The sequence below is a fragment of the Lysinibacillus fusiformis genome (assembly GCF_016925635.1).
In the GTDB taxonomy this organism is placed as follows: domain Bacteria; phylum Bacillota; class Bacilli; order Bacillales_A; family Planococcaceae; genus Lysinibacillus; species Lysinibacillus fusiformis_F.
In genome coordinates, this window is record NZ_CP070490.1 from 68,417 (window position 1) to 86,588 (window position 18,172).

Annotated in this window: 16 protein-coding genes; 2 read left to right on the top strand and 14 right to left on the bottom strand. The window is 37.2% G+C overall.

From position 1 onward, the window contains the following. Positions 1 to 121: 121 nt before the first annotated feature. From cccA to JTI58_RS00350, 6 genes are all read right to left on the bottom strand, one after another. Positions 122 to 484: a cytochrome c550 gene (gene cccA / locus JTI58_RS00325; protein ID WP_205444443.1), complete on the bottom strand. Its 363-nt coding sequence runs from the start codon at positions 482 to 484 to the stop codon at positions 122 to 124. 464 nt (positions 485 to 948) lie between these two features. Then, on the bottom strand, positions 949 to 1,515 hold the full coding sequence (locus JTI58_RS00330) for a hypothetical protein (protein ID WP_205444445.1): 567 nt from the start codon (positions 1,513 to 1,515) through the stop codon (positions 949 to 951). A 245-nt stretch (positions 1,516 to 1,760) separates the two neighbouring features. Next, positions 1,761 to 2,888 (bottom strand): RNA polymerase sigma factor RpoD, encoded by a 1,128-nt coding sequence (rpoD, locus tag JTI58_RS00335; RefSeq protein ID WP_004227165.1) that lies wholly within the window; start codon positions 2,886 to 2,888, stop codon positions 1,761 to 1,763. Positions 2,889 to 2,920: 32 nt separating this feature from the next. Next, entirely contained in the window at positions 2,921 to 4,753 is a 1,833-nt protein-coding gene (dnaG, locus tag JTI58_RS00340) for a DNA primase (RefSeq protein ID WP_205446999.1), read from the bottom strand. A 206-nt stretch (positions 4,754 to 4,959) separates the two neighbouring features. Beyond that, on the bottom strand, positions 4,960 to 5,772 hold the full coding sequence (locus tag JTI58_RS00345; protein WP_205444447.1) for a pyruvate, water dikinase regulatory protein: 813 nt from the start codon (positions 5,770 to 5,772) through the stop codon (positions 4,960 to 4,962). Between the two features lie 16 nt (positions 5,773 to 5,788). After that, positions 5,789 to 6,421, bottom strand: a complete 633-nt coding sequence (locus tag JTI58_RS00350) for a transcriptional regulator CcpN (RefSeq protein WP_205444449.1) — start codon at positions 6,419 to 6,421, stop codon at positions 5,789 to 5,791. Positions 6,422 to 6,848: 427 nt separating this feature from the next. Between JTI58_RS00350 and JTI58_RS00355 the strand changes: the two genes are divergently transcribed. After that, entirely contained in the window at positions 6,849 to 8,234 is a 1,386-nt protein-coding gene (locus tag JTI58_RS00355; RefSeq protein WP_205444451.1) for a glycine--tRNA ligase, read from the top strand. Positions 8,235 to 8,273: 39 nt separating this feature from the next. Here the strand turns inward: JTI58_RS00355 and JTI58_RS00360 are convergent, their stop codons facing one another. After that, positions 8,274 to 9,992 (bottom strand): HD-GYP domain-containing protein, encoded by a 1,719-nt coding sequence (locus JTI58_RS00360; protein ID WP_205444452.1) that lies wholly within the window; start codon positions 9,990 to 9,992, stop codon positions 8,274 to 8,276. Positions 9,993 to 10,830: 838 nt separating this feature from the next. Here JTI58_RS00360 and JTI58_RS00365 point away from each other — a divergent pair. Further along, positions 10,831 to 12,231 (top strand): S-layer homology domain-containing protein, encoded by a 1,401-nt coding sequence (locus JTI58_RS00365; RefSeq protein ID WP_205444454.1) that lies wholly within the window; start codon positions 10,831 to 10,833, stop codon positions 12,229 to 12,231. Positions 12,232 to 12,481: 250 nt separating this feature from the next. Here the strand turns inward: JTI58_RS00365 and JTI58_RS00370 are convergent, their stop codons facing one another. From JTI58_RS00370 to JTI58_RS00400, 7 genes are all read right to left on the bottom strand, one after another. Then, a complete protein-coding gene (locus JTI58_RS00370; RefSeq protein ID WP_205444456.1) occupies positions 12,482 to 12,754 on the bottom strand; it encodes a hypothetical protein in 273 nt (90 codons plus the stop codon). Further along, entirely contained in the window at positions 12,754 to 13,539 is a 786-nt protein-coding gene (gene recO / locus JTI58_RS00375) for a DNA repair protein RecO (protein ID WP_205444457.1), read from the bottom strand. The genes JTI58_RS00370 and recO overlap by 1 nt, the downstream gene beginning before the upstream one ends. Positions 13,540 to 13,806: 267 nt before the next feature. Then, positions 13,807 to 14,724, bottom strand: a complete 918-nt coding sequence (era, locus tag JTI58_RS00380) for a GTPase Era (RefSeq protein WP_205444459.1) — start codon at positions 14,722 to 14,724, stop codon at positions 13,807 to 13,809. Then, complete coding sequence (locus JTI58_RS00385; protein WP_205444461.1) at positions 14,711 to 15,124, bottom strand: cytidine deaminase; 414 nt, start codon at positions 15,122 to 15,124, stop codon at positions 14,711 to 14,713. The genes era and JTI58_RS00385 overlap by 14 nt, the downstream gene beginning before the upstream one ends. A 59-nt stretch (positions 15,125 to 15,183) precedes the next feature. Next, positions 15,184 to 15,534, bottom strand: a complete 351-nt coding sequence (locus JTI58_RS00390) for a diacylglycerol kinase family protein (RefSeq protein ID WP_205444462.1) — start codon at positions 15,532 to 15,534, stop codon at positions 15,184 to 15,186. Then, entirely contained in the window at positions 15,535 to 16,008 is a 474-nt protein-coding gene (gene ybeY / locus JTI58_RS00395) for an rRNA maturation RNase YbeY (protein WP_205444463.1), read from the bottom strand. 8 nt (positions 16,009 to 16,016) lie between these two features. Continuing rightward, on the bottom strand, positions 16,017 to 18,137 hold the full coding sequence (locus tag JTI58_RS00400; protein WP_205444465.1) for an HD family phosphohydrolase: 2,121 nt from the start codon (positions 18,135 to 18,137) through the stop codon (positions 16,017 to 16,019). Between the last annotated feature and the right edge of the window lie 35 nt (positions 18,138 to 18,172).

Genomic DNA, 18,172 nt, shown 5'->3' on the forward strand with positions numbered 1-18,172 from the left:
GATGTCGTGAAAAAAAACAAATGGAGTTGTCTCACATTTCTATGTGGACAACCCCATCTTCATGATTCTTTAAACCTAAAAAGTAGCTGTACGATTTCAGTACAGCTACTTGTCAGTTTTACTATTCTAAAGTAGAAATGTATTCAGCGATTGCTTTTGCTTCCGCTTCAGTTTTCATGTTTGGTTGCATTGGAGTACCTTCGATACCCTTAGTTAAAACTTCTACGATATGAGCTTCATCTAAGCCATGTAGGTTTGGACCCATACCACCAGTTAAGTCACCACCGTGACAACCAATACAAGCTTGTACTAGTGCTGAACCATCAGCATCTGCGTCTGTTGTTTCTGTAGTAGTTTCGCCACCACCCTCATGTTCAGCAGCAATTTCTTTCTTGTTATCTGCACCTTGTAAAGACATGAAGAAAATAAGACCAATACCAAATGCCAGAATTAAGATGTAAGGAACGACTGGATTGTTTTTCATAAGTTTCCCCTCCTCATTTTAAGTCTACTTCTATTATAATATAGAATCAGTCAACATCTAATATTGTACTTCATTAACAAAGAAACGAAAAGCCCTATTCGCTAAGTTTTCCTTTGTTTGTAACAAATTCGACATTTCTGTATCTATTGGATAAAATATGTCTTGCCAACATCCAAAATTGGTCAAATTTATCCTTTTATACAATTTCTTTTTCATTATATTCATGCTGTTATCATACCCTTTTCACGCATTCATATACCCAAAAAGTAAAAATCTGCACGCTTAAAATCAGCGTACAGATTTTGAATCTTCTTAGGTTAAAACTTTAACATGATGATGTTCTTATTATAGATAAATTGTCACAAATTATGATATTTATAAAAACACTAAAGTTCGATTAAGTTTTCTTCTCTAATATAGTAAATGGAGTCCTCTGTACATCGATACAAAAAACATTCGCTAAATCAAGATAAATTTATGATATAGTACCCAATCAGTGCTATTAATCCTAAAGCACCTGAGACTGTGAAATATAGAAGTTTCATTTTGATACCTGACCAAAGCCATATGACACAATTCATTGCAATCAAGCAAAATAAAACCATATTATTTCCACTAAAATATGTAGTACAAATGCGGATCGACATACTAAATAACAGAATAGCCGCTAGTACATGAAAAATAGGGGCTAGTAGATGTTTTTTTTGTGCCATTTGCCACGCAGCAATAAATAAGATGCAAGCGCCTACTCCCACGATTACTGTAAAAATCAATGTTAAAGATTGCATTGTAAAATAGAGTACCAAAACAGCCATTATGGCGATACATAGACCTACTACTAACAGGATCATTTTTCTTTTTTCTGATGGCAAGACCGCTTGTTTAGGATGTTGCACTGGTTCTAACTCCTCTATATCAGCCCCCTCTGTATAAAGAGCTGCTAAAAAGTCACAATAGTGCTCAGGTAAAAGTTTATTTTGCTTCCAAAACAAAATTTCATTAAGGATTATTTTTTTACGAGGATTTGTCATAGTGTTAGCTCCAAACATTGCTTAATAATGGTTGTATTACAATTTTATCTCACACTATTTGAAAACACATCTGTATAAAGTCGCAAATCTAGCATTTCCCTCATTCTAATTATCTATCATTGCGTAACATCGATAGGTGAATAGCAGGGCTAATTTCTTTTTGTTCACTTTTCATTTCTATAAAAAAGGAGCTATACCAATTAGTCATTTTCTCACTACTTGGATAGCTCCAGCTATTTTTAATCTTATTCTAAGAAATCTTTTAAACGTTTACTGCGAGAAGGATGGCGTAATTTTCTTAGTGCTTTCGCCTCGATTTGACGAATACGTTCACGTGTTACGCCAAAGACCTTGCCTACCTCTTCTAATGTACGTGTGCGACCATCGTCTAAACCAAAACGTAAACGAAGTACGTTTTCTTCACGGTCTGTTAACGTATCTAGTACATCCTCTAATTGTTCTTTTAACAGTTCATAGGCTGCATGGTCGGATGGAGATTGTGCTTCTGAGTCCTCGATAAAGTCTCCTAAATGGGAATCATCTTCTTCTCCAATTGGTGTTTCAAGAGATACTGGTTCTTGTGCAATTTTTAAAATTTCACGCACTTTTTCAGGTGTTAAATCCATTTCTTCTCCAATTTCTTCTGGAGAAGGCTCACGACCTAAATCTTGTAAAAGTTGACGTTGTACACGTATTAATTTATTAATGGTTTCGACCATGTGAACAGGAATACGAATCGTACGCGCTTGGTCAGCAATCGCACGTGTTATCGCTTGACGAATCCACCATGTAGCGTAAGTCGAGAATTTAAATCCTTTACGGTAATCGAATTTTTCAACAGCCTTAATAAGACCCATATTTCCTTCTTGAATTAAATCAAGGAATAACATTCCACGACCAACATAACGTTTTGCAATCGATACAACTAGACGTAAGTTTGCTTCTGCAAGACGTTTACGTGCTTCCTCGTCTCCTTGCTCTATACGTTCTGCAAGCGCAATTTCCTGCTCAGCAGATAATAAATCTACTCGGCCAATTTCTTTTAAATACATACGTACAGGGTCATTGATTTTAACACCTGGTGGCACACTCAAATCATTTAAGTCGAAAGTTTCTTCGTTCGCTTCTTCTTTCATTAGACTCTCTTCTTCAAATTCTTCTTTTCCAATGATTTGAATATCTTTATGCTTTTCAAGATCCTCAGCGAAATGGAAAATTTCTTCGTTTTCCAATTCATAAGGTGTTAGTTTCTCTGAAATTTCTTTCATTGAAATTTCACCTTCTGTTTTCGCTTTTTCTTGTAGGAATTTTTTTGCATCATCTAATGTAATTTCTACTTCTATCTCTTTTGAACGTTCTGACTTGTCCGCCATAAACCTTCCTCCTTCTAAACAACCGAATCGGGTTAAATCGCCGATAACGATTTTCTTAAATGAATAATCTGTTGGGCGATTTCAAGTGCACGTGCATACTCATGCATCTTCTCCGCTTCCTTTGACTCATGCATCTTTTGATAAATTTCTTGCTCAATTCTATATTTTTGAAGCTGACGGATGGAGTCCATAACCTCTGCCTCTGCTTGATCAGGATCTCGCTCGACTAAAGCTGCTTCCATGACAATTTTCCGTAATTCAGCGTCATCCAAAATTTCCACAAAACGCTGATAATCAGGATGACCATACTCCTCATAAAACCCTACTAAGCGAACAAAAACAGCCATATAAGTATCTCTTACAAATGGCTCTTTTTGCTCACTACGTAATACCCTGTCCACTACATCTATATTATGAAGCATATGAGCCAGTAATAAACGTTCGGCACGTTCGGCTGCGTCCATAGGCTTTTGTTGTTGCGTGACTGGCATTGAAGGTATCTGTGTAGGCATCTCTGCTTTTGCAGAACGTACCTGATTAGCCTCCAGTTTTCGGAATTGGGCATAAATGGCTTCTTCCGAGATATTTGTTTCATTTGATAGCTGCCGTATATACAAATCTCGTTCAACTGGTGAGGATCTACCCACTAGCTGTTCAAGGACTTCTTGAATATATTGAAGCGTATCATTTTCAAATTGAAAGTTCTTATTGCGTCTAGCATGCATCATCATAAAAGCAATATACGCATGAGGGTTTTCCAAAATTTGTTCCTTAAATGCTTGTCCACCTAAAGTGCGAATGTATTCATCAGGATCTAATTTTTCTGGCAACACGGCAATATTGACTTTCATGCGCTCTGTATGCAGTAGTTGCGCTGCTCGCTTCGCTGCATCAAATCCAGCATTATCACCATCATAGCAAATCGTAATTTGCTCTACTAAGCGCTTTAGCTTTGTGATATGCTGATTTGTTAGCGAAGTACCCATTGTCGCAACAACATTCATTACACCTACAGAATTGGCTGCTAAAACATCCACAAAACCTTCCATCAATACTACTTGACGATTTTTTCTGATAGAAGTTCGTGCTTTATCTAGGTTATAAAGCACTTCACTTTTTTGAAAAATTGGTGATTCTGGACTATTTAAATATTTTGCTTCCTCACCATTGGATGAAAGGATACGTCCTGAGAAGGCAATAATTTTACCATTCTCATCTCGAATAGGAAACATGATACGTCCTCTAAAACGATCAAAATAACGTTCTTCTCCCTCTCTTTTGATGATTAAGCCACTTTCGGCAATTTCTTGTAAGTTATAACCTTTTCTTTCAAGCAATATTGTTAATGCATCAAAGCTTGGGAGAGACCAACCAATGTTATTAGATTCTATAAGTTCCCTTGTAAATCCTCTTTCTAGCAAATAATTTAAAGGTTCTTCACCATCCTCTGTGTTCAACAGTAAATGATGAAAAAAATCTGCTGCAAAAGCGTGTGCTTCTTTCATCCTTTCTTCTGCTTTAGATATCTTTTTCGTTCCTCCGGGAAAACTTGGCTCAACATCTAAGTGTATGCCAACACGTTCCCCAAGTTTCACCACTGCATCAGGAAAAGAAATGCCTTCAATATCCATTACAAAAGTAATGGCATTGCCCCCTGCACCACAACCAAAGCAATGAAAAATTTGCTTGTCTGTAGATACAGAAAAAGACGGTGTTTGCTCTCCATGAAATGGACAGAGACCAAACCAATTTCGCCCACGCTTAGTAAGCTGCATGTATTCACTAATAACATCAACAATATCCGATTGTGTGCGAATCTGTTCAATTACTTCTTCTGGAATCTTCCCTGCCAAATCCATCACCATCTTTAATATTTGCGTTCTAGAAACACAATTCGCTATTCGTTTTAAAATTCCTTTATTTCTCGACAAAAAATTAGGATTTTTCTCTTATAAATATTTTTACCACAATTTTATTATTATAAAACAAAAATTAGTTTTTATCTATACCATTTTCAAAATCCACTCAAAAAAACCGCCTCTGCTAACCGAGGTGGTTTAAAATACTATCCTTATTTACAGGTCAAAATATGTTCAATAATCGTATTTGCTGTCTCTTCAACAGCTTTATTTGTCACATCAATAACTTGACAACCTATTTTACCGACAATTTTTTCAAAATGCTGTATTTCATCTAGAATTCTTTCATGCTGCGCATAGATGGCATCATCATTTAAGCCGAGAGACATTAATCTTTCTTTCCTTATAAAGTTTAACTTTTCAGGTGAGATGATTAAACCAAAGCATTTTTTAGGGTCTATCTGTAAAAGCTCTTCTGGTGGTTCTACCTCTGGCACTAATGGTACATTCGCCACCTTATATTTTTTATGAGCTAAATACTGTGATAGTGGCGTTTTAGATGTTCTAGATACCCCAACGAGTACGATATCAGCTTGTAATAATCCACGCGGATCTCTACCATCATCATACTTCACCGCGAATTCAATCGCTTCAATTTTTTTGAAATAATCATCATCCAGCATATGAACAATTCCTGGTGTTTCCAATGGGTTTTCTTCCATAAAAGCTGCCATTGATTGTAGAGCTGGACCTAAAATATCCACAGCCTGGATTTTTTCTTGTTCACATAAATCATGTAATAATTTGCGCATTTCTTGACGAACAAGTGTATAGACTATAAATGCTCGCTGCTGCGAAGCAAGAAAAACAATTTTACGGATAAGCTCCTCTGATTGAATATGTGGAAATCGACGAATTACAGTATTTTCAAGACCCGGTCGGAACTGGCTAATAACTGCTTTTGCAACTTGGTCACCAGTTTCACCGACAGAATCAGATACAACAAATACGCGTAGTCTTTTCATGCAGCTCTCCTTCAATTTAGACATTTTGTGCAAGAGATAAGAAAGCTCGTGTAATCGTTGTTTTTGTAAGACGACCAACAATCGTTAAACCACCCTCTTGCGGTTCAACTACTGGTAGTGAATCAACCTCTCGTTCAATAAGTTTGTTCGCTGCAACAATTAAAGAATCTGATCTTTCACAGTACGAAATATTTGGCATACGCGTCATAATAATATGTACTGGAATTTTATTTAAATCCTGCGTGCCAATACTTGTACGCAGTAAATCTTTGCGAGATAGTACGCCTGTCAAAAACTCATTCTTATCTACGACAAAGAGTGTACCAACATCTTCTGAAAACATAAAGCAAATTGCATCATAAACCGTCATTGTTTCAGGGACAACTACAGGGCCTGAATGAAAATCCTTCACTTTTAAATTGTGAATACTATCTATTAATGCAACAGATGCCTTCTTACCTGAATAAAAATAACCAACCCTTGGCCTTGCATCTAGAAATCCTGCCATTGTTAGGATGGCTAAATCTGGTCTTAAAGTGGCTCTTGTCAGATTGAGACGTTCGGCAATATGTTCTCCAGTAATAGGGCCGTTTTCTTTCACAATTTGTAATATGTCTTCCTGACGTTTATTGAGTTCGATTGGACTCACCGCCTCAAATCTAATAGTGTTATACTTATGCTCAATTATTATATACTATTTTAATAATTATTGCGAATTAAAGAACTACATGCTACAATATTCACACATACGCTTGCTCTATCAGTATTTTCGAGCAAATTGCGTTATACAGGCGATGATGGGAAAAAAGTATCTGTTCCATTCAAAAGCGAGTAGAAGATGGTGAAAGTCTACACAGTAACAGAGAAAAGGCACTCCCTGAGCTAACTTTTTGAAAAGAGGTTTTAAACTACTCGTTTAAAACAATCAGGGTGGAACCGCGGGTATTAGCACTCGTCCCTGGGCATACATTGTGCCCGGAGACGGGTGCTATTTTCATTTAGTTGCCACTGAATGAAAAAAACTTTGGCGTTTTACCGCTAAAAAACAATATGAAAACTTTGAAGGAGGCTATTTTATGGCTAACAAATCAATGGAAACCATCGTATCATTAGCAAAACATCGAGGCTTTGTCTTCCCTGGTTCTGAAATCTACGGAGGTTTAGCAAATACTTGGGATTATGGTCCACTAGGCGTTGAATTAAAAAACAATATTAAAAAAGCTTGGTGGCAAAAATTCGTCCAAGAATCAGAACACAATGTAGGTATTGACGCTGCGATCTTAATGAACCCAAAAGCTTGGGTTGCTTCAGGTCACGTTGGTAACTTTAATGACCCAATGATCGACTGTAAATCATGTAAAGCTCGCCACCGTGCAGATAAAATTATCGAAGACGCTGCATTGGCAAAGGGCGATGAAATCATTGTTGATGGTATGACATTCGATCAAATGAAAGAAACAATGATTAAATATGACGTCGTATGTCCTGATTGTGGAAAAACTGATTTCACAGATATTCGCCAATTCAACCTTATGTTTAAAACATTCCAGGGTGTAACGGAATCTTCTACAAACGAAATTTATTTACGTCCAGAAACGGCACAAGGTATTTTCGTGAACTTTAAAAATGTTCAACGTTCTATGCGTAAACGTACACCATTTGGTATCGCACAAATCGGTAAATCTTTCCGTAACGAAATTACACCGGGTAACTTCACATTCCGTACACGTGAATTCGAACAAATGGAGCTTGAATTCTTCTGTAAACCGGGCGAAGACCTTGAATGGCATGCATATTGGAAAGAATTCTGTAAAAATTGGTTACTAAACCTAGGCATGAAAGAAGATTCGATGCGTCTTCGTGACCATGAGGATGATGAACTCTCTCACTACTCTAACGCGACAACAGATATCGAATTCAAATTCCCATTTGGCTGGGGAGAGCTTTGGGGTGTAGCTGATCGTACAGATTTCGATTTAAAACAACATATGGAACACTCTGGTGAAGATTTCACTTATATCGATCCTGTATCAAACGAACGCTATGTTCCTTATTGTATTGAACCATCATTAGGAGCTGATCGTGTAACATTAGCCTTCCTATGTGATGCCTATGATGAAGAGGAGCTAGAAGGTGACGATAAGCGTACCGTTTTACGTTTCCACCCTGCTTTAGCACCATTCAAAGCTGCCGTGCTACCACTTTCTAAAAAATTATCTGATGAAGCGACAGATGTTTGGGCTGAACTGCGTAAAGCCTTCCCTGTTGATTTTGATGAATCACAATCAATTGGTAAACGTTACCGTCGTCAAGATGAAATTGGTACACCATTCTGTATCACATATGATTTTGATTCAAAAGAGGATGGCCAAGTAACAGTACGTCATCGTGACTCTATGACACAAGTTCGTATGCCTATTGCTGAAGTAAAAGCATATATTGAAAAACATTTACAATTCTAATAAAAAAGAGGGGGTAGCCAATTGGCAACTCCCTCTTTTTTATGCTTTATATGTTGAAAATAAGCGCTCTTGCATTTTTTCCTCGAATGAAAACTTTTTCATACTCATCCCTATTAAGCTCACTAATAGCTCCTCAATATCTGCTAGTGAGTAATAAAGGAATGTACCTTCTCGCATTGGACGAACCCGTTTGTCAAACGTTTGTTCATCTTCAATAAAATAAGCGACATTGACCTCACAATGTTCCATCAATTGTGTAATCCGTTGATCATCACCTGGATTTATGAAGAATGGTACAATTTTATCAATATACAAAATACTTTGCACAAGCTTAATGAAGAAATTTTCGCGTAACGATGTTTCCACAACTAAAATGGTTGTTTGTTCATGCTGATAATCCATATATAAAACGTTTAATTGCTCTTCTAGTAGTGTTTTTAAGATACCAATAGAATTTCGATATTTCGTCATATCCGTTTGGATTTCTCTTGTTAATAAACGTAATATACGAAAGGCTGGTAAGAAAATTTTTAAGACAATTTCTTTAGGATGTAAATGGTCAATTAATTTATTAAAATGAATTCTCAGATTATTTTCATCACAGCGGATTAATTGCTCTACAAATAAATTGAAAATCTCTTCAAAGCTATTAGCTCGATAGTCTATCATTTTCGTAATTCTCACACTATAGTTCAGAGGTAAGTTCATAGATTTCTGCTCATCCAGCAATCTCACTTTTGGTAATGTAGGAAATAAATCATAAACAAGTTCTACTTGTGCACTGCGATTATCTGATAACATAACAACAGAGTTAACTGGGTAAATCCCTAAACATTCTACAAATTTATGCATAAAGCTCTCATTATATAAATGACGATCTCTGTATAAAACAGCTAAAGCATCTGTAGCACCGTAGCCAACGTGATAGACCCGCTTGGATGTCATTGCTGAATATACATCAATAATTTGTAATAATTGTACACCATCACTCATATCATCCGCACAAAGTTGATTTGGGTAGCCCTTTCCCGCAAAACGTTCATGATGATCTCGTGCCAAATAGGCGATGTCTTCCTCTTTATGTTCGATAAGTAGCTCGTAGCCTTTTGTGGTGTGTGCCTTGACAATATCAAACTCATCTTCAGAGAGTTTACGTTTTAAATTTAATATTTCTTGAGGTATAAAAACCTTCCCGATATCATGGAACAAGTAGCCCCTAGCTAATGTTTCGATATCTGTTAAACCTAAGTATCTGGCAAAAATTGTACCTAAGACAAATACATCAAATGAATGGACAAATGAATACTCATCCCATTCCTTTAAACGCATAAGTAGCTCATAGCGATATTTTTTTTCCAAAATCTTTTCAAAAACACCTCTTACATAAGCCGTATCCTGCATGCTTTTAAGAATTTGTCCATAGCGTAATTCATGCACGACATTCTCCAGTGTTGTCATAAAAAGTTGACTAACTGTCTCTTTATAATCATCCACTGGATCTCTTTTTTCCATTAATGGGGCAAATAGATCTTCATATTCTCTTGTTCGTTGAGCACTTAAATCATGGACAACTCGAACTGAATCAGATGGCAAATAGACAGATAATTCATCTACTTTACGAAGTTTAAGTAAGGCAATAATTCGTTCCGTTAAAACTAAATCCTTTTTAGCTAATAAACGATACTCTGAAAAAATATCTTCTGCTAATATATCATTTGCTTCAACTTCATGAATACTTAAGGTTACTTTTCGTAGCATATATTTTGCCACATACGCAATGTACTAAGCACTATGTGACTCCCTCCTTCTTCCATAGGACTGCGCTATTCTGATAAACGTATAACAATACGTTTTGCTGATAGAGGCTTTTATATTTCATAGGCGTGTCTAAAGTGATCTAACGTACATCAGTTTCGATGGGGATTAAACGACTAAATTATATTTAAAAAATATAATTACCATTATCTATACCATTTACAATATCATAGGTTAAAATGCCTTTTCAACTAGTATATGGGACTCAAATGAACAGTTTCTACCACTTATATAATGAAAACTAAACGAAAATACAAATCCTTTTACCTATAAAATTATGTATACATATAGATAAAAAATAAATTATAAGTTAATTAGACTCTATATTTTTCAATTCATGATAAATAATTATTAGATAAAATTAATTTTTTCTAATAATTTTATTTTGTAAAAATTAAAATTTTATTGATTAACATTCCATCTAAAGTGAAGAATATAACACTACTATGGTCCTGGATATAGAAAGAGAGGTGGCAGATATAGTTGCTTCCACCTATAAACTTGTAAACTCAAAAAACTGAATGCTTTTGTGCTAAGACCTAATTGCTTACCAATTACGTCATGATGAGGATGAAATTTCCTCTATTCGGAGTTCCATCTTTTTGGTATAAATAAGGTATTATAGTTAGTATTAGCTGTTAAATAATGAATAATTAACAAGCTAAAGACACACCCCCTTTTAACATTCAATCGTCCGGAAGTTTGAACTGATACATAGGAAGGTCTGACCTGAAACATTCATACTATAAAATTTTCTATTGTACTATTTGGAGGAATTCAATTGCAGTCTCAACGTTTATTTCAACTAGCTATAGCAACTGCTTTAGCAACAAGTGCGATTATTGTCGCACCACCAGCACATGCAGCATCATTTTTTCCTGATATCAACCCATCCAACGAGGAAGGAAAAGCCATTATTCAGTTAGCAGATCGAGGCATCATATCTGGCTATATGGATGGGACATTTAAACCTGCAAACCCTATTACACGTACACAGGCTGCGAAGATTTTAGCAGGTATTTTAAAGCTCGATACAGTTCACGTAAAAAATCCTCAATTCAAGGACATCAAACCTGGCGATGAAAACTACGGCGCCATTGCCGCATTAGCGAATGCTGGTATTATTAATGGAGCAAATGGTTATTTCTACCCTACTCAAAATATTACACGCGAGCAAATGTCAAAAATGATTGCGAAAGGCTTTGGATTAACAAGTCCGAGTAACACACAATTACCATTTACAGATGTCAAAAAGGGGAATGAATTTGAACCTCATATTAAAGCATTGTTTGCAAATGGTATTACAAAAGGAACATCTGCAACGACTTTCGGTCCAAAAAGTAATGTGAAGCGCTCTCAACTGGCTGCTTTTGTTGTGCGTGCTGAAAAGATGCTTGGCAATGCCACCATCTATGCAAAACAATTTAAGCAAGATTATATCTTTGCATTTTATGGTGGTTTAGAGCCAGCAACGGATATTTTCGCTTGGGATGAAAATGAGGACATGACAGAATCTATCACCATTACCCCATTAAAAGAAGGAACGGGTAAATTGGTAATCACTGGATTCACAGATGATTCCGAGGACTTTACTGAAATCTTCTATTTAGTACATGTAAAAAATGTTAATGGGAAGCTAAAGACAACGCTTGAAGAAGTAAAGGAAGAAGATTATATAGAAAATTTATCATTTGATATAACGGAGAGCCATTTACCTTTTGTGCCAACAGAGTTGACGGTCCATAATACGAATGGACAGGCACTTGCTCCCAATTTATACAGCTTTAATCAACAAGATCAAACACTATCCATCTTGCAAAACGGACAATTCATTGTTACATTTTCAGATGGGACTCAACAACAAAAGATGGCTGCAGAAGTGTATTCCTATGATTTTGTTCGCAACATTGATTTATATCATTTAACAGATGAATTAATACTGACGACGCAAGAATTACCTTTTGAACCAGCATATGTAGCTCTCGAAAGTTTTGGTTTTGAGCCAGTGCCTGTAAAAGCGACGATTCTTAATGGGCAACTACATGTTACGCCAAAAGCTGAAGGTCTAGCGATTCTCCATTTAACAGGTAAAAACGAAGAAACGGCTTACCTTTATATTGAAAGTAAAAAAATTGCTGGACAATGGGCCTTTTTAGTGTCAGAGGATGAGGAAGAATTTTAACTAACGAAAAATGCCAGATGAACATTACGGTTCTTCTGGCATTTCGCAGTGTTGAAACCAAAACCATCAATAGAATTTTTGTAATAATGAATTTCCGTTACAGGCTACTTGCTTCCTTCTCTACCGCTCCGTTTAGAGGCTCGCCTGTCTCGCTATTCCATGGGAGTCAAGTAGCCTGCCACTCCAATCCACAAAAATGTAACCTTTTTAGCAAAGGTTTTCAAAGAAAGTGAAGATGTGTCACTACTCTTTATGGAGAGGTGTTGTCACGCATCGCTTCTCCACCTTTTTCACTACTGTTAGTATGAAAGAAAAGGAAAAGACGCTTTTGCAGAATGGTTGATTGGAGTGGAGCCAGCGTCACTCCTAGGGGATTAGCGTCACAGAGGAGACCCTGGAGCGAACGTAAGTGAGTGAAGCGGCTCATCGGACGCCCCCTGGAAAGGTCGCTGGCGGAACGGAAATCAACCCCTCGCCTTGCTAAAAGGTCTTTTTTCAACATCATAAAATGCCAGATGAACATTATGGTTCTTCTGGCATTTCGTCTTTCGAGCGTATTTGCAATTCAGGGGTACGTTCTAGTTGCTCAATAAATTTTCTCGTCTTAAACCGAATCCCCGTTTGTTCTTCATAGATGGTTGTAATAATTTTTTTTATGAAATATTTTGTTTCTTTTTTCAGCTCTATTTTTCCAATTTGGTCGATAGGAACAGTATAGAACATCCTGATCAGTTTCAGCTGTGTTGGCGTTAAGCGAATGATATAGGGGTCATGCTGATAACAGCGATGGCATAAAAATCCTCCTTGAGCAAAGGAAAAAGCAAATTCCCCATCTACAGCGCCACACGCAGCACAGGCATGTAAAATAGGTTGCACACCTGTATAGGGTAGCATTTTCCATTCAACAAACAGCGTAATGGCTTCAGGATCATAGCCATCCTCAATTGCTTGTAATGCTTGTAGTAAGACATCAAACGCAAATGGTTCTGGCTTCCCTTCTTCTACAACTCGCTCCACTAATTCCATAATATAGCTAGCATAAGCAGTAGCCATAATATCTTCACGAATATGGCGCATTGAATTCAAATGCTCTCCCTGTTGCAATGTCCCCATACCCGTATGATGTTGTACCATAAACATGCCATAGGTAAAGGGTTGCGTGACGGAAGCCAATCTACTAGAAGGTTTTTTTGCCCCTCGAGCCATCGTAGCCACTTTGCCAGCTTCTCGCGTTAGCAAAATAACTATCTTATTGGATTCACCATATGCGCGAACCTTTAATACAATACCCTCCCATTTATGAAGCATAATCCCCCTCCTTTCTTAAAAGAACTATCCATGAAAAGAGAGCTGCCCAAAATAATTTTGGACAGCTCAAAAATAAAACGATCAACTACTGCCAGATTTTGCGCTTACAAGAAGAAGTGAACCCAAACTGTCACGTCAAAATCTGGAGTCTATATCCTGATCCACCAGGCACTAAACACCTGCTGAAAAAACATATGTTCATCTCCCGAATAAGTGGGAGTCTTCTGTATCTGACGCTTCGCTTTCGATACAAATTAGGAAAAAAGCCTAGTATTCATCATCACGGAATCCGAAATCGCGTAAATGTGTAGATTTATTACGCCAATCCTTTTGAACCTTTACCCATAGCTCTAAATATACTTTAGACCCTAATAACATTTCGATATCCTTTCGGGCACGTGTCCCTACTTCTTTTAGCAAGGCTCCACGTTTTCCGATAACAATCCCTTTTTGTGAATCACGCTCCACAATAATTGTAGCCGCTACACGAATTTTATCATCATTTTCTTCATCACGACGAATTTTATCAATTACCACTGCGATCGAATGAGGAATTTCTTCACGTGTTAAATGCAGGACTTTTTCACGAATAAGTTCTGAAATAATAAATCGTTCTGGATGGTCTGTCACTTGATCTGCTGGGTAATACTGAGGTCCCTCTGGTAAATACTTCCCTAATGTCACTAATAAATTTTCTACATTATTGCCTTGTAGTGCTGAAATCGGTACAATCTCCGCAAAGTCATAGCGCTCTTTATAGCTCTCAATAATTCCTATTAGTTCATCTGGATGAATGGCATCAATTTTATTGATAACCAAAAAGACAGGCGTTGGATTTCCTGCTAGCATTTCTAGTATGAATTCATCGCCTTTACCGATTTTTTGCTCAGCATTGACCATAAACATAATAACGTCCACTTCACGCAATGTGTTTTTAGAAACCTTCAGCATGAAATCGCCTAGTTTATGTTTTGGCTTGTGGATACCTGGTGTATCTATAAAAATCATTTGGCTATCATCTGTTGTCAGTACGCCTTGTACTTTATTTCTTGTTGTTTGTGGCTTATCACTCATGATCGCAATTTTTTGGCCAATGACACGATTTAAAAATGTCGATTTGCCAACATTTGGACGACCAATGATGGAGATAAAGCCTGATTTATAGCCATTGTTAGTTTCCTGCATTCTCTAAATCCTCCGTCGTAAATGCAAACGGTAGTAATTCGCCCACTGACGTTACCGTCACATCACCTTTTAAATTCGTTAAATAAACAGGCATAGTTGGAGCACAAAACTCCATCATCACCTGACGACATGCTCCACATGGGGCACATGGCCCGTCCGTATCAGCTACAATGGCAATGGCTTCGAATTCGTAAGTCCCCTCTGACACTGCCTTAAAAAACGCTGTACGCTCAGCACAATTCGTCATACTATAGCCTGCATTTTCAATATTACAGCCGTGAATAACCTCTCCATCTTTCGTTAATAGAGCTGCCCCTACTTTAAATTTTGAATAAGGAACATAGGCTTTTTCACGCGCTTTTTTTGATTCCTCTAATAATGCTTGCATATCTATTGTCATCTATACTAATTCTCCCTCACATTTATGGTTTATTTTCATTTAGAAGACACTCATTTCCATTAAAACCATTTTGGCAGAAAGATGAGTAATCCGATTATAGCACTGAATAGCGCAAATACAAGCACTGCACCTGCCGCAATATCTTTTGCCTGCTTAGCAAGTGGGTGTATCTCTGGGGAAGCTAAATCGACAACCCGTTCGATCGCTGTATTCATCATTTCCAGCGCAAACATTAGTGCTATTAATAGTAGCACAATATACCATTCCATACGAGATAAACCTGTCCAATAACTAGCCAGTATAACAATGATTGCACTCAATATATGTGATTTTAAATTTTGTTCTTTACTTGCAGTTATGATGCCTTCAAACGCATAGCCAAAAGATCGCAAGTATTTGCGTAAATCCATCTAGTCTCGTCCTAAGCCAAAAGTTTGTAAAATCTCATCTTGCTTTGTAAACATCACTTTCTCTTCTTCTGGCTCCATATGGTCATAACCAAGTAAATGTAAAAAACCATGTACAGCTAAAAAGCCTAATTCTCGCTCAAAGGAATGATTATATTCCTCAGCCTGCTCTTTTGCACGGTCTGTCGAAATAATAATATCACCTAATACACGTGGCATCCCTTCAAAAGTTACTTCCATTTCCCCTTCCCCTAGCTCCTCTAGTGCAAAGGAAATGACATCAGTTGGCTGATCCTTACCACGATATTCACGATTAATATCTTGAATTGTCTCGTTCGTTACAAACGTCACTGAAACCTCTGTTTCTGGCTCAATGTTTTCTACACTTGCAGCATGCTGTAATAGCTTTTCAACAAGCTCCATATGTTGTGCTCCCACTTCATTTGTTTCATCCGTAAAATCAATTGTTAAAATCATAGATCCTCCTACTTATCTGCCTTTGGATATTCAATACGTGAATGGAAAATACCATTCAACGTTTCACAAAGTACTCTCTCTATACATTTTAACTCTTTTATTGAAATATCGCATTCATCAAACTGATTATCTTGTACGCGATCATCGATGATTGCTCGTACTAGCTTCTGAATTTTCTCTGCGTTTGGCTCTTTCATTGAACGTACCGCTGCCTCAACACTATCCGCAACACTTATAACAGCCGCTTCCTTTGTTTGTGGTTTAGGCCCTGGATATCGGAACTTTGCTTCATCAATGCTTTTTCCTTCTTCCTTCGCTTTAAATAAGAAGAATTTTAACAAACTTGTGCCATGATGTTGTAAAGCGATATCAATGATTTCCTGAGGCATTTTATAACGTTTTAACATGTTGGCACCATCTGTCGTATGAGCGATAATAATCTCTGCACTTGTTTCAGGTGGTAATGAATCATGCGGATTGATACCCGACATCTGATTTTCGATGAAAAAGGCTGGACGTTTAGTTTTACCAATATCATGATAATAACAGCCAACACGTGCTAATAAGCCATCCGCACCGATTTCTTCACAGGCAGCTTCTGCTAGATTCGCTACCATCACACTATGATGATATGTCCCTGGCGTTTCCATTAGTAATTTTTTTAATAATGGGTGATTGGGATTGGATAGCTCGATTAAACGTAAAGACGATAGTAAGCTAAATGCTGATTCAAAGAATGGTAAAAGCCCCATTGTCAATGCCCCTGAAAGCAAGGCAGACAACATCGCTGCTATTAAGTAAAATACTAATTCTGGTAAGCCATAGGATGATTGTGTCATTAATAAATAAAAGGCGATAAATGCCATGTTGACAAGAGAAATCACACCAACCGCATGTAAAATATGTGAGCGTTTTTCCACACTACGCAAAAAGAATAGGCTTGCAAACCCTCCGAATATGATATACAACGTAATTTCCATTTGCATAACAGATGAATAGCCTTCTTGGAAAATAACACCTGCTGAAGCAGCAGTCATGACTGTAACCAAAACAGCCGCTCGCTCATCTGCTAACAATCGTACAAGCATTGTAGCTAATGCCGTTGGGAATAGGAAGGCAATCGTCACATCAAAGCCACCAGAAACTAAACTAATAAATTCCATCAGCAGGATAGACAAACTATAAACAATCACTGTCACTAACAGTGCATTACGTTTTTTTCGTTCGTTAGCCTCCCAACGCTCAAATAAAATATACATAAACATCATTTGCAGTAGCGTTAAAATAATAAGCCCTGCAATAGGCTTTAAGGAGGCTTTATTACTAACCATCCCTAATAGCTCTAATTGTCTGAAAGCCTCATTGTCTATAATTTGGCCTTCCTGAACAATAATCTGGCCTTGTAAAATGCGTGTAGGCTCTACGCTTTCTTTGGCCTGCTGTTTTCGAATCTTCGTCTGTTCTTCGTTAATTGTTTCATTTTCAATAATGCTTGTACGTCCTATTAACACGACTGTATTGAATATTTTATCAGGGTACCCTCGTTGTCCACGAATCTTGGTCTCAAAATCATTTTGAGCAACAAAAACGTTCTCTGGTCGGATGGATTTTTGTAAATATTCCTCTACAAATTTGGATAATTGCGTACTTGTTCTTGTTAAATCTTCTTCACTTTGCACTAATAGACCTTCCAGCTGTGAATCTGTAAAAATTAACGGCATCTGGTCTTCGTCTATTGATTCAAATTTTTTGCGAAGCTGTGCAACTTGGTCGGCAATAGGAATAGGTTCCTTACTATTTGCAACATCCTTTTTCACTTCCAAAACATAATCAAATAATGATGTTACAATCGCTGCTCTTTGCTTGGCGACATCCTCCGAAAATTGATAGACCGAATCCACTGCATTGGCAGCTTTTTCTCTCTCTAGCTGTGTCTTATAAGTGTCTTCAATCGTTTTAGTAGATCGTACGGTTTCAGGCGCAAGCTGTAATGGTTTGAAATCATATGTAACTCCTTTAACATTGCCATACATAAATGCAAATTGTAGGCCGCCTGTTAAAATGAGAATGATGATAAGAAAGTAGCGAAAACCGATAAGCTCTGTAAATTTTCGAAGTTGTTTCTCCATCTGGCACCTCCTCTATCTACCTACTATCATACCAA

Coding starts and splice junctions, on each gene's coding strand:
- recO (WP_205444457.1), bottom strand. CDS start 13,539: ATGCTTCATAAATGGGAGGGTATTGTATTAAAGGTTCGCGCATATGGT.
- JTI58_RS00390 (WP_205444462.1), bottom strand. CDS start 15,534: ATGGATTTACGCAAATACTTGCGATCTTTTGGCTATGCGTTTGAAGGC.
- JTI58_RS00370 (WP_205444456.1), bottom strand. CDS start 12,754: ATGTTCATCTGGCATTTTATGATGTTGAAAAAAGACCTTTTAGCAAGG.
- JTI58_RS00385 (WP_205444461.1), bottom strand. CDS start 15,124: ATGACAATAGATATGCAAGCATTATTAGAGGAATCAAAAAAAGCGCGT.
- JTI58_RS00360 (WP_205444452.1), bottom strand. CDS start 9,992: ATGCTACGAAAAGTAACCTTAAGTATTCATGAAGTTGAAGCAAATGAT.
- JTI58_RS00345 (WP_205444447.1), bottom strand. CDS start 5,772: ATGAAAAGACTACGCGTATTTGTTGTATCTGATTCTGTCGGTGAAACT.
- JTI58_RS00355 (WP_205444451.1), top strand. CDS start 6,849: ATGGCTAACAAATCAATGGAAACCATCGTATCATTAGCAAAACATCGA.
- cccA (WP_205444443.1), bottom strand. CDS start 484: ATGAAAAACAATCCAGTCGTTCCTTACATCTTAATTCTGGCATTTGGT.
- era (WP_205444459.1), bottom strand. CDS start 14,724: ATGCAGGAAACTAACAATGGCTATAAATCAGGCTTTATCTCCATCATT.
- ybeY (WP_205444463.1), bottom strand. CDS start 16,008: ATGATTTTAACAATTGATTTTACGGATGAAACAAATGAAGTGGGAGCA.
- rpoD (WP_004227165.1), bottom strand. CDS start 2,888: ATGGCGGACAAGTCAGAACGTTCAAAAGAGATAGAAGTAGAAATTACA.
- JTI58_RS00330 (WP_205444445.1), bottom strand. CDS start 1,515: ATGACAAATCCTCGTAAAAAAATAATCCTTAATGAAATTTTGTTTTGG.
- JTI58_RS00400 (WP_205444465.1), bottom strand. CDS start 18,137: ATGGAGAAACAACTTCGAAAATTTACAGAGCTTATCGGTTTTCGCTAC.
- dnaG (WP_205446999.1), bottom strand. CDS start 4,753: ATGGTGATGGATTTGGCAGGGAAGATTCCAGAAGAAGTAATTGAACAG.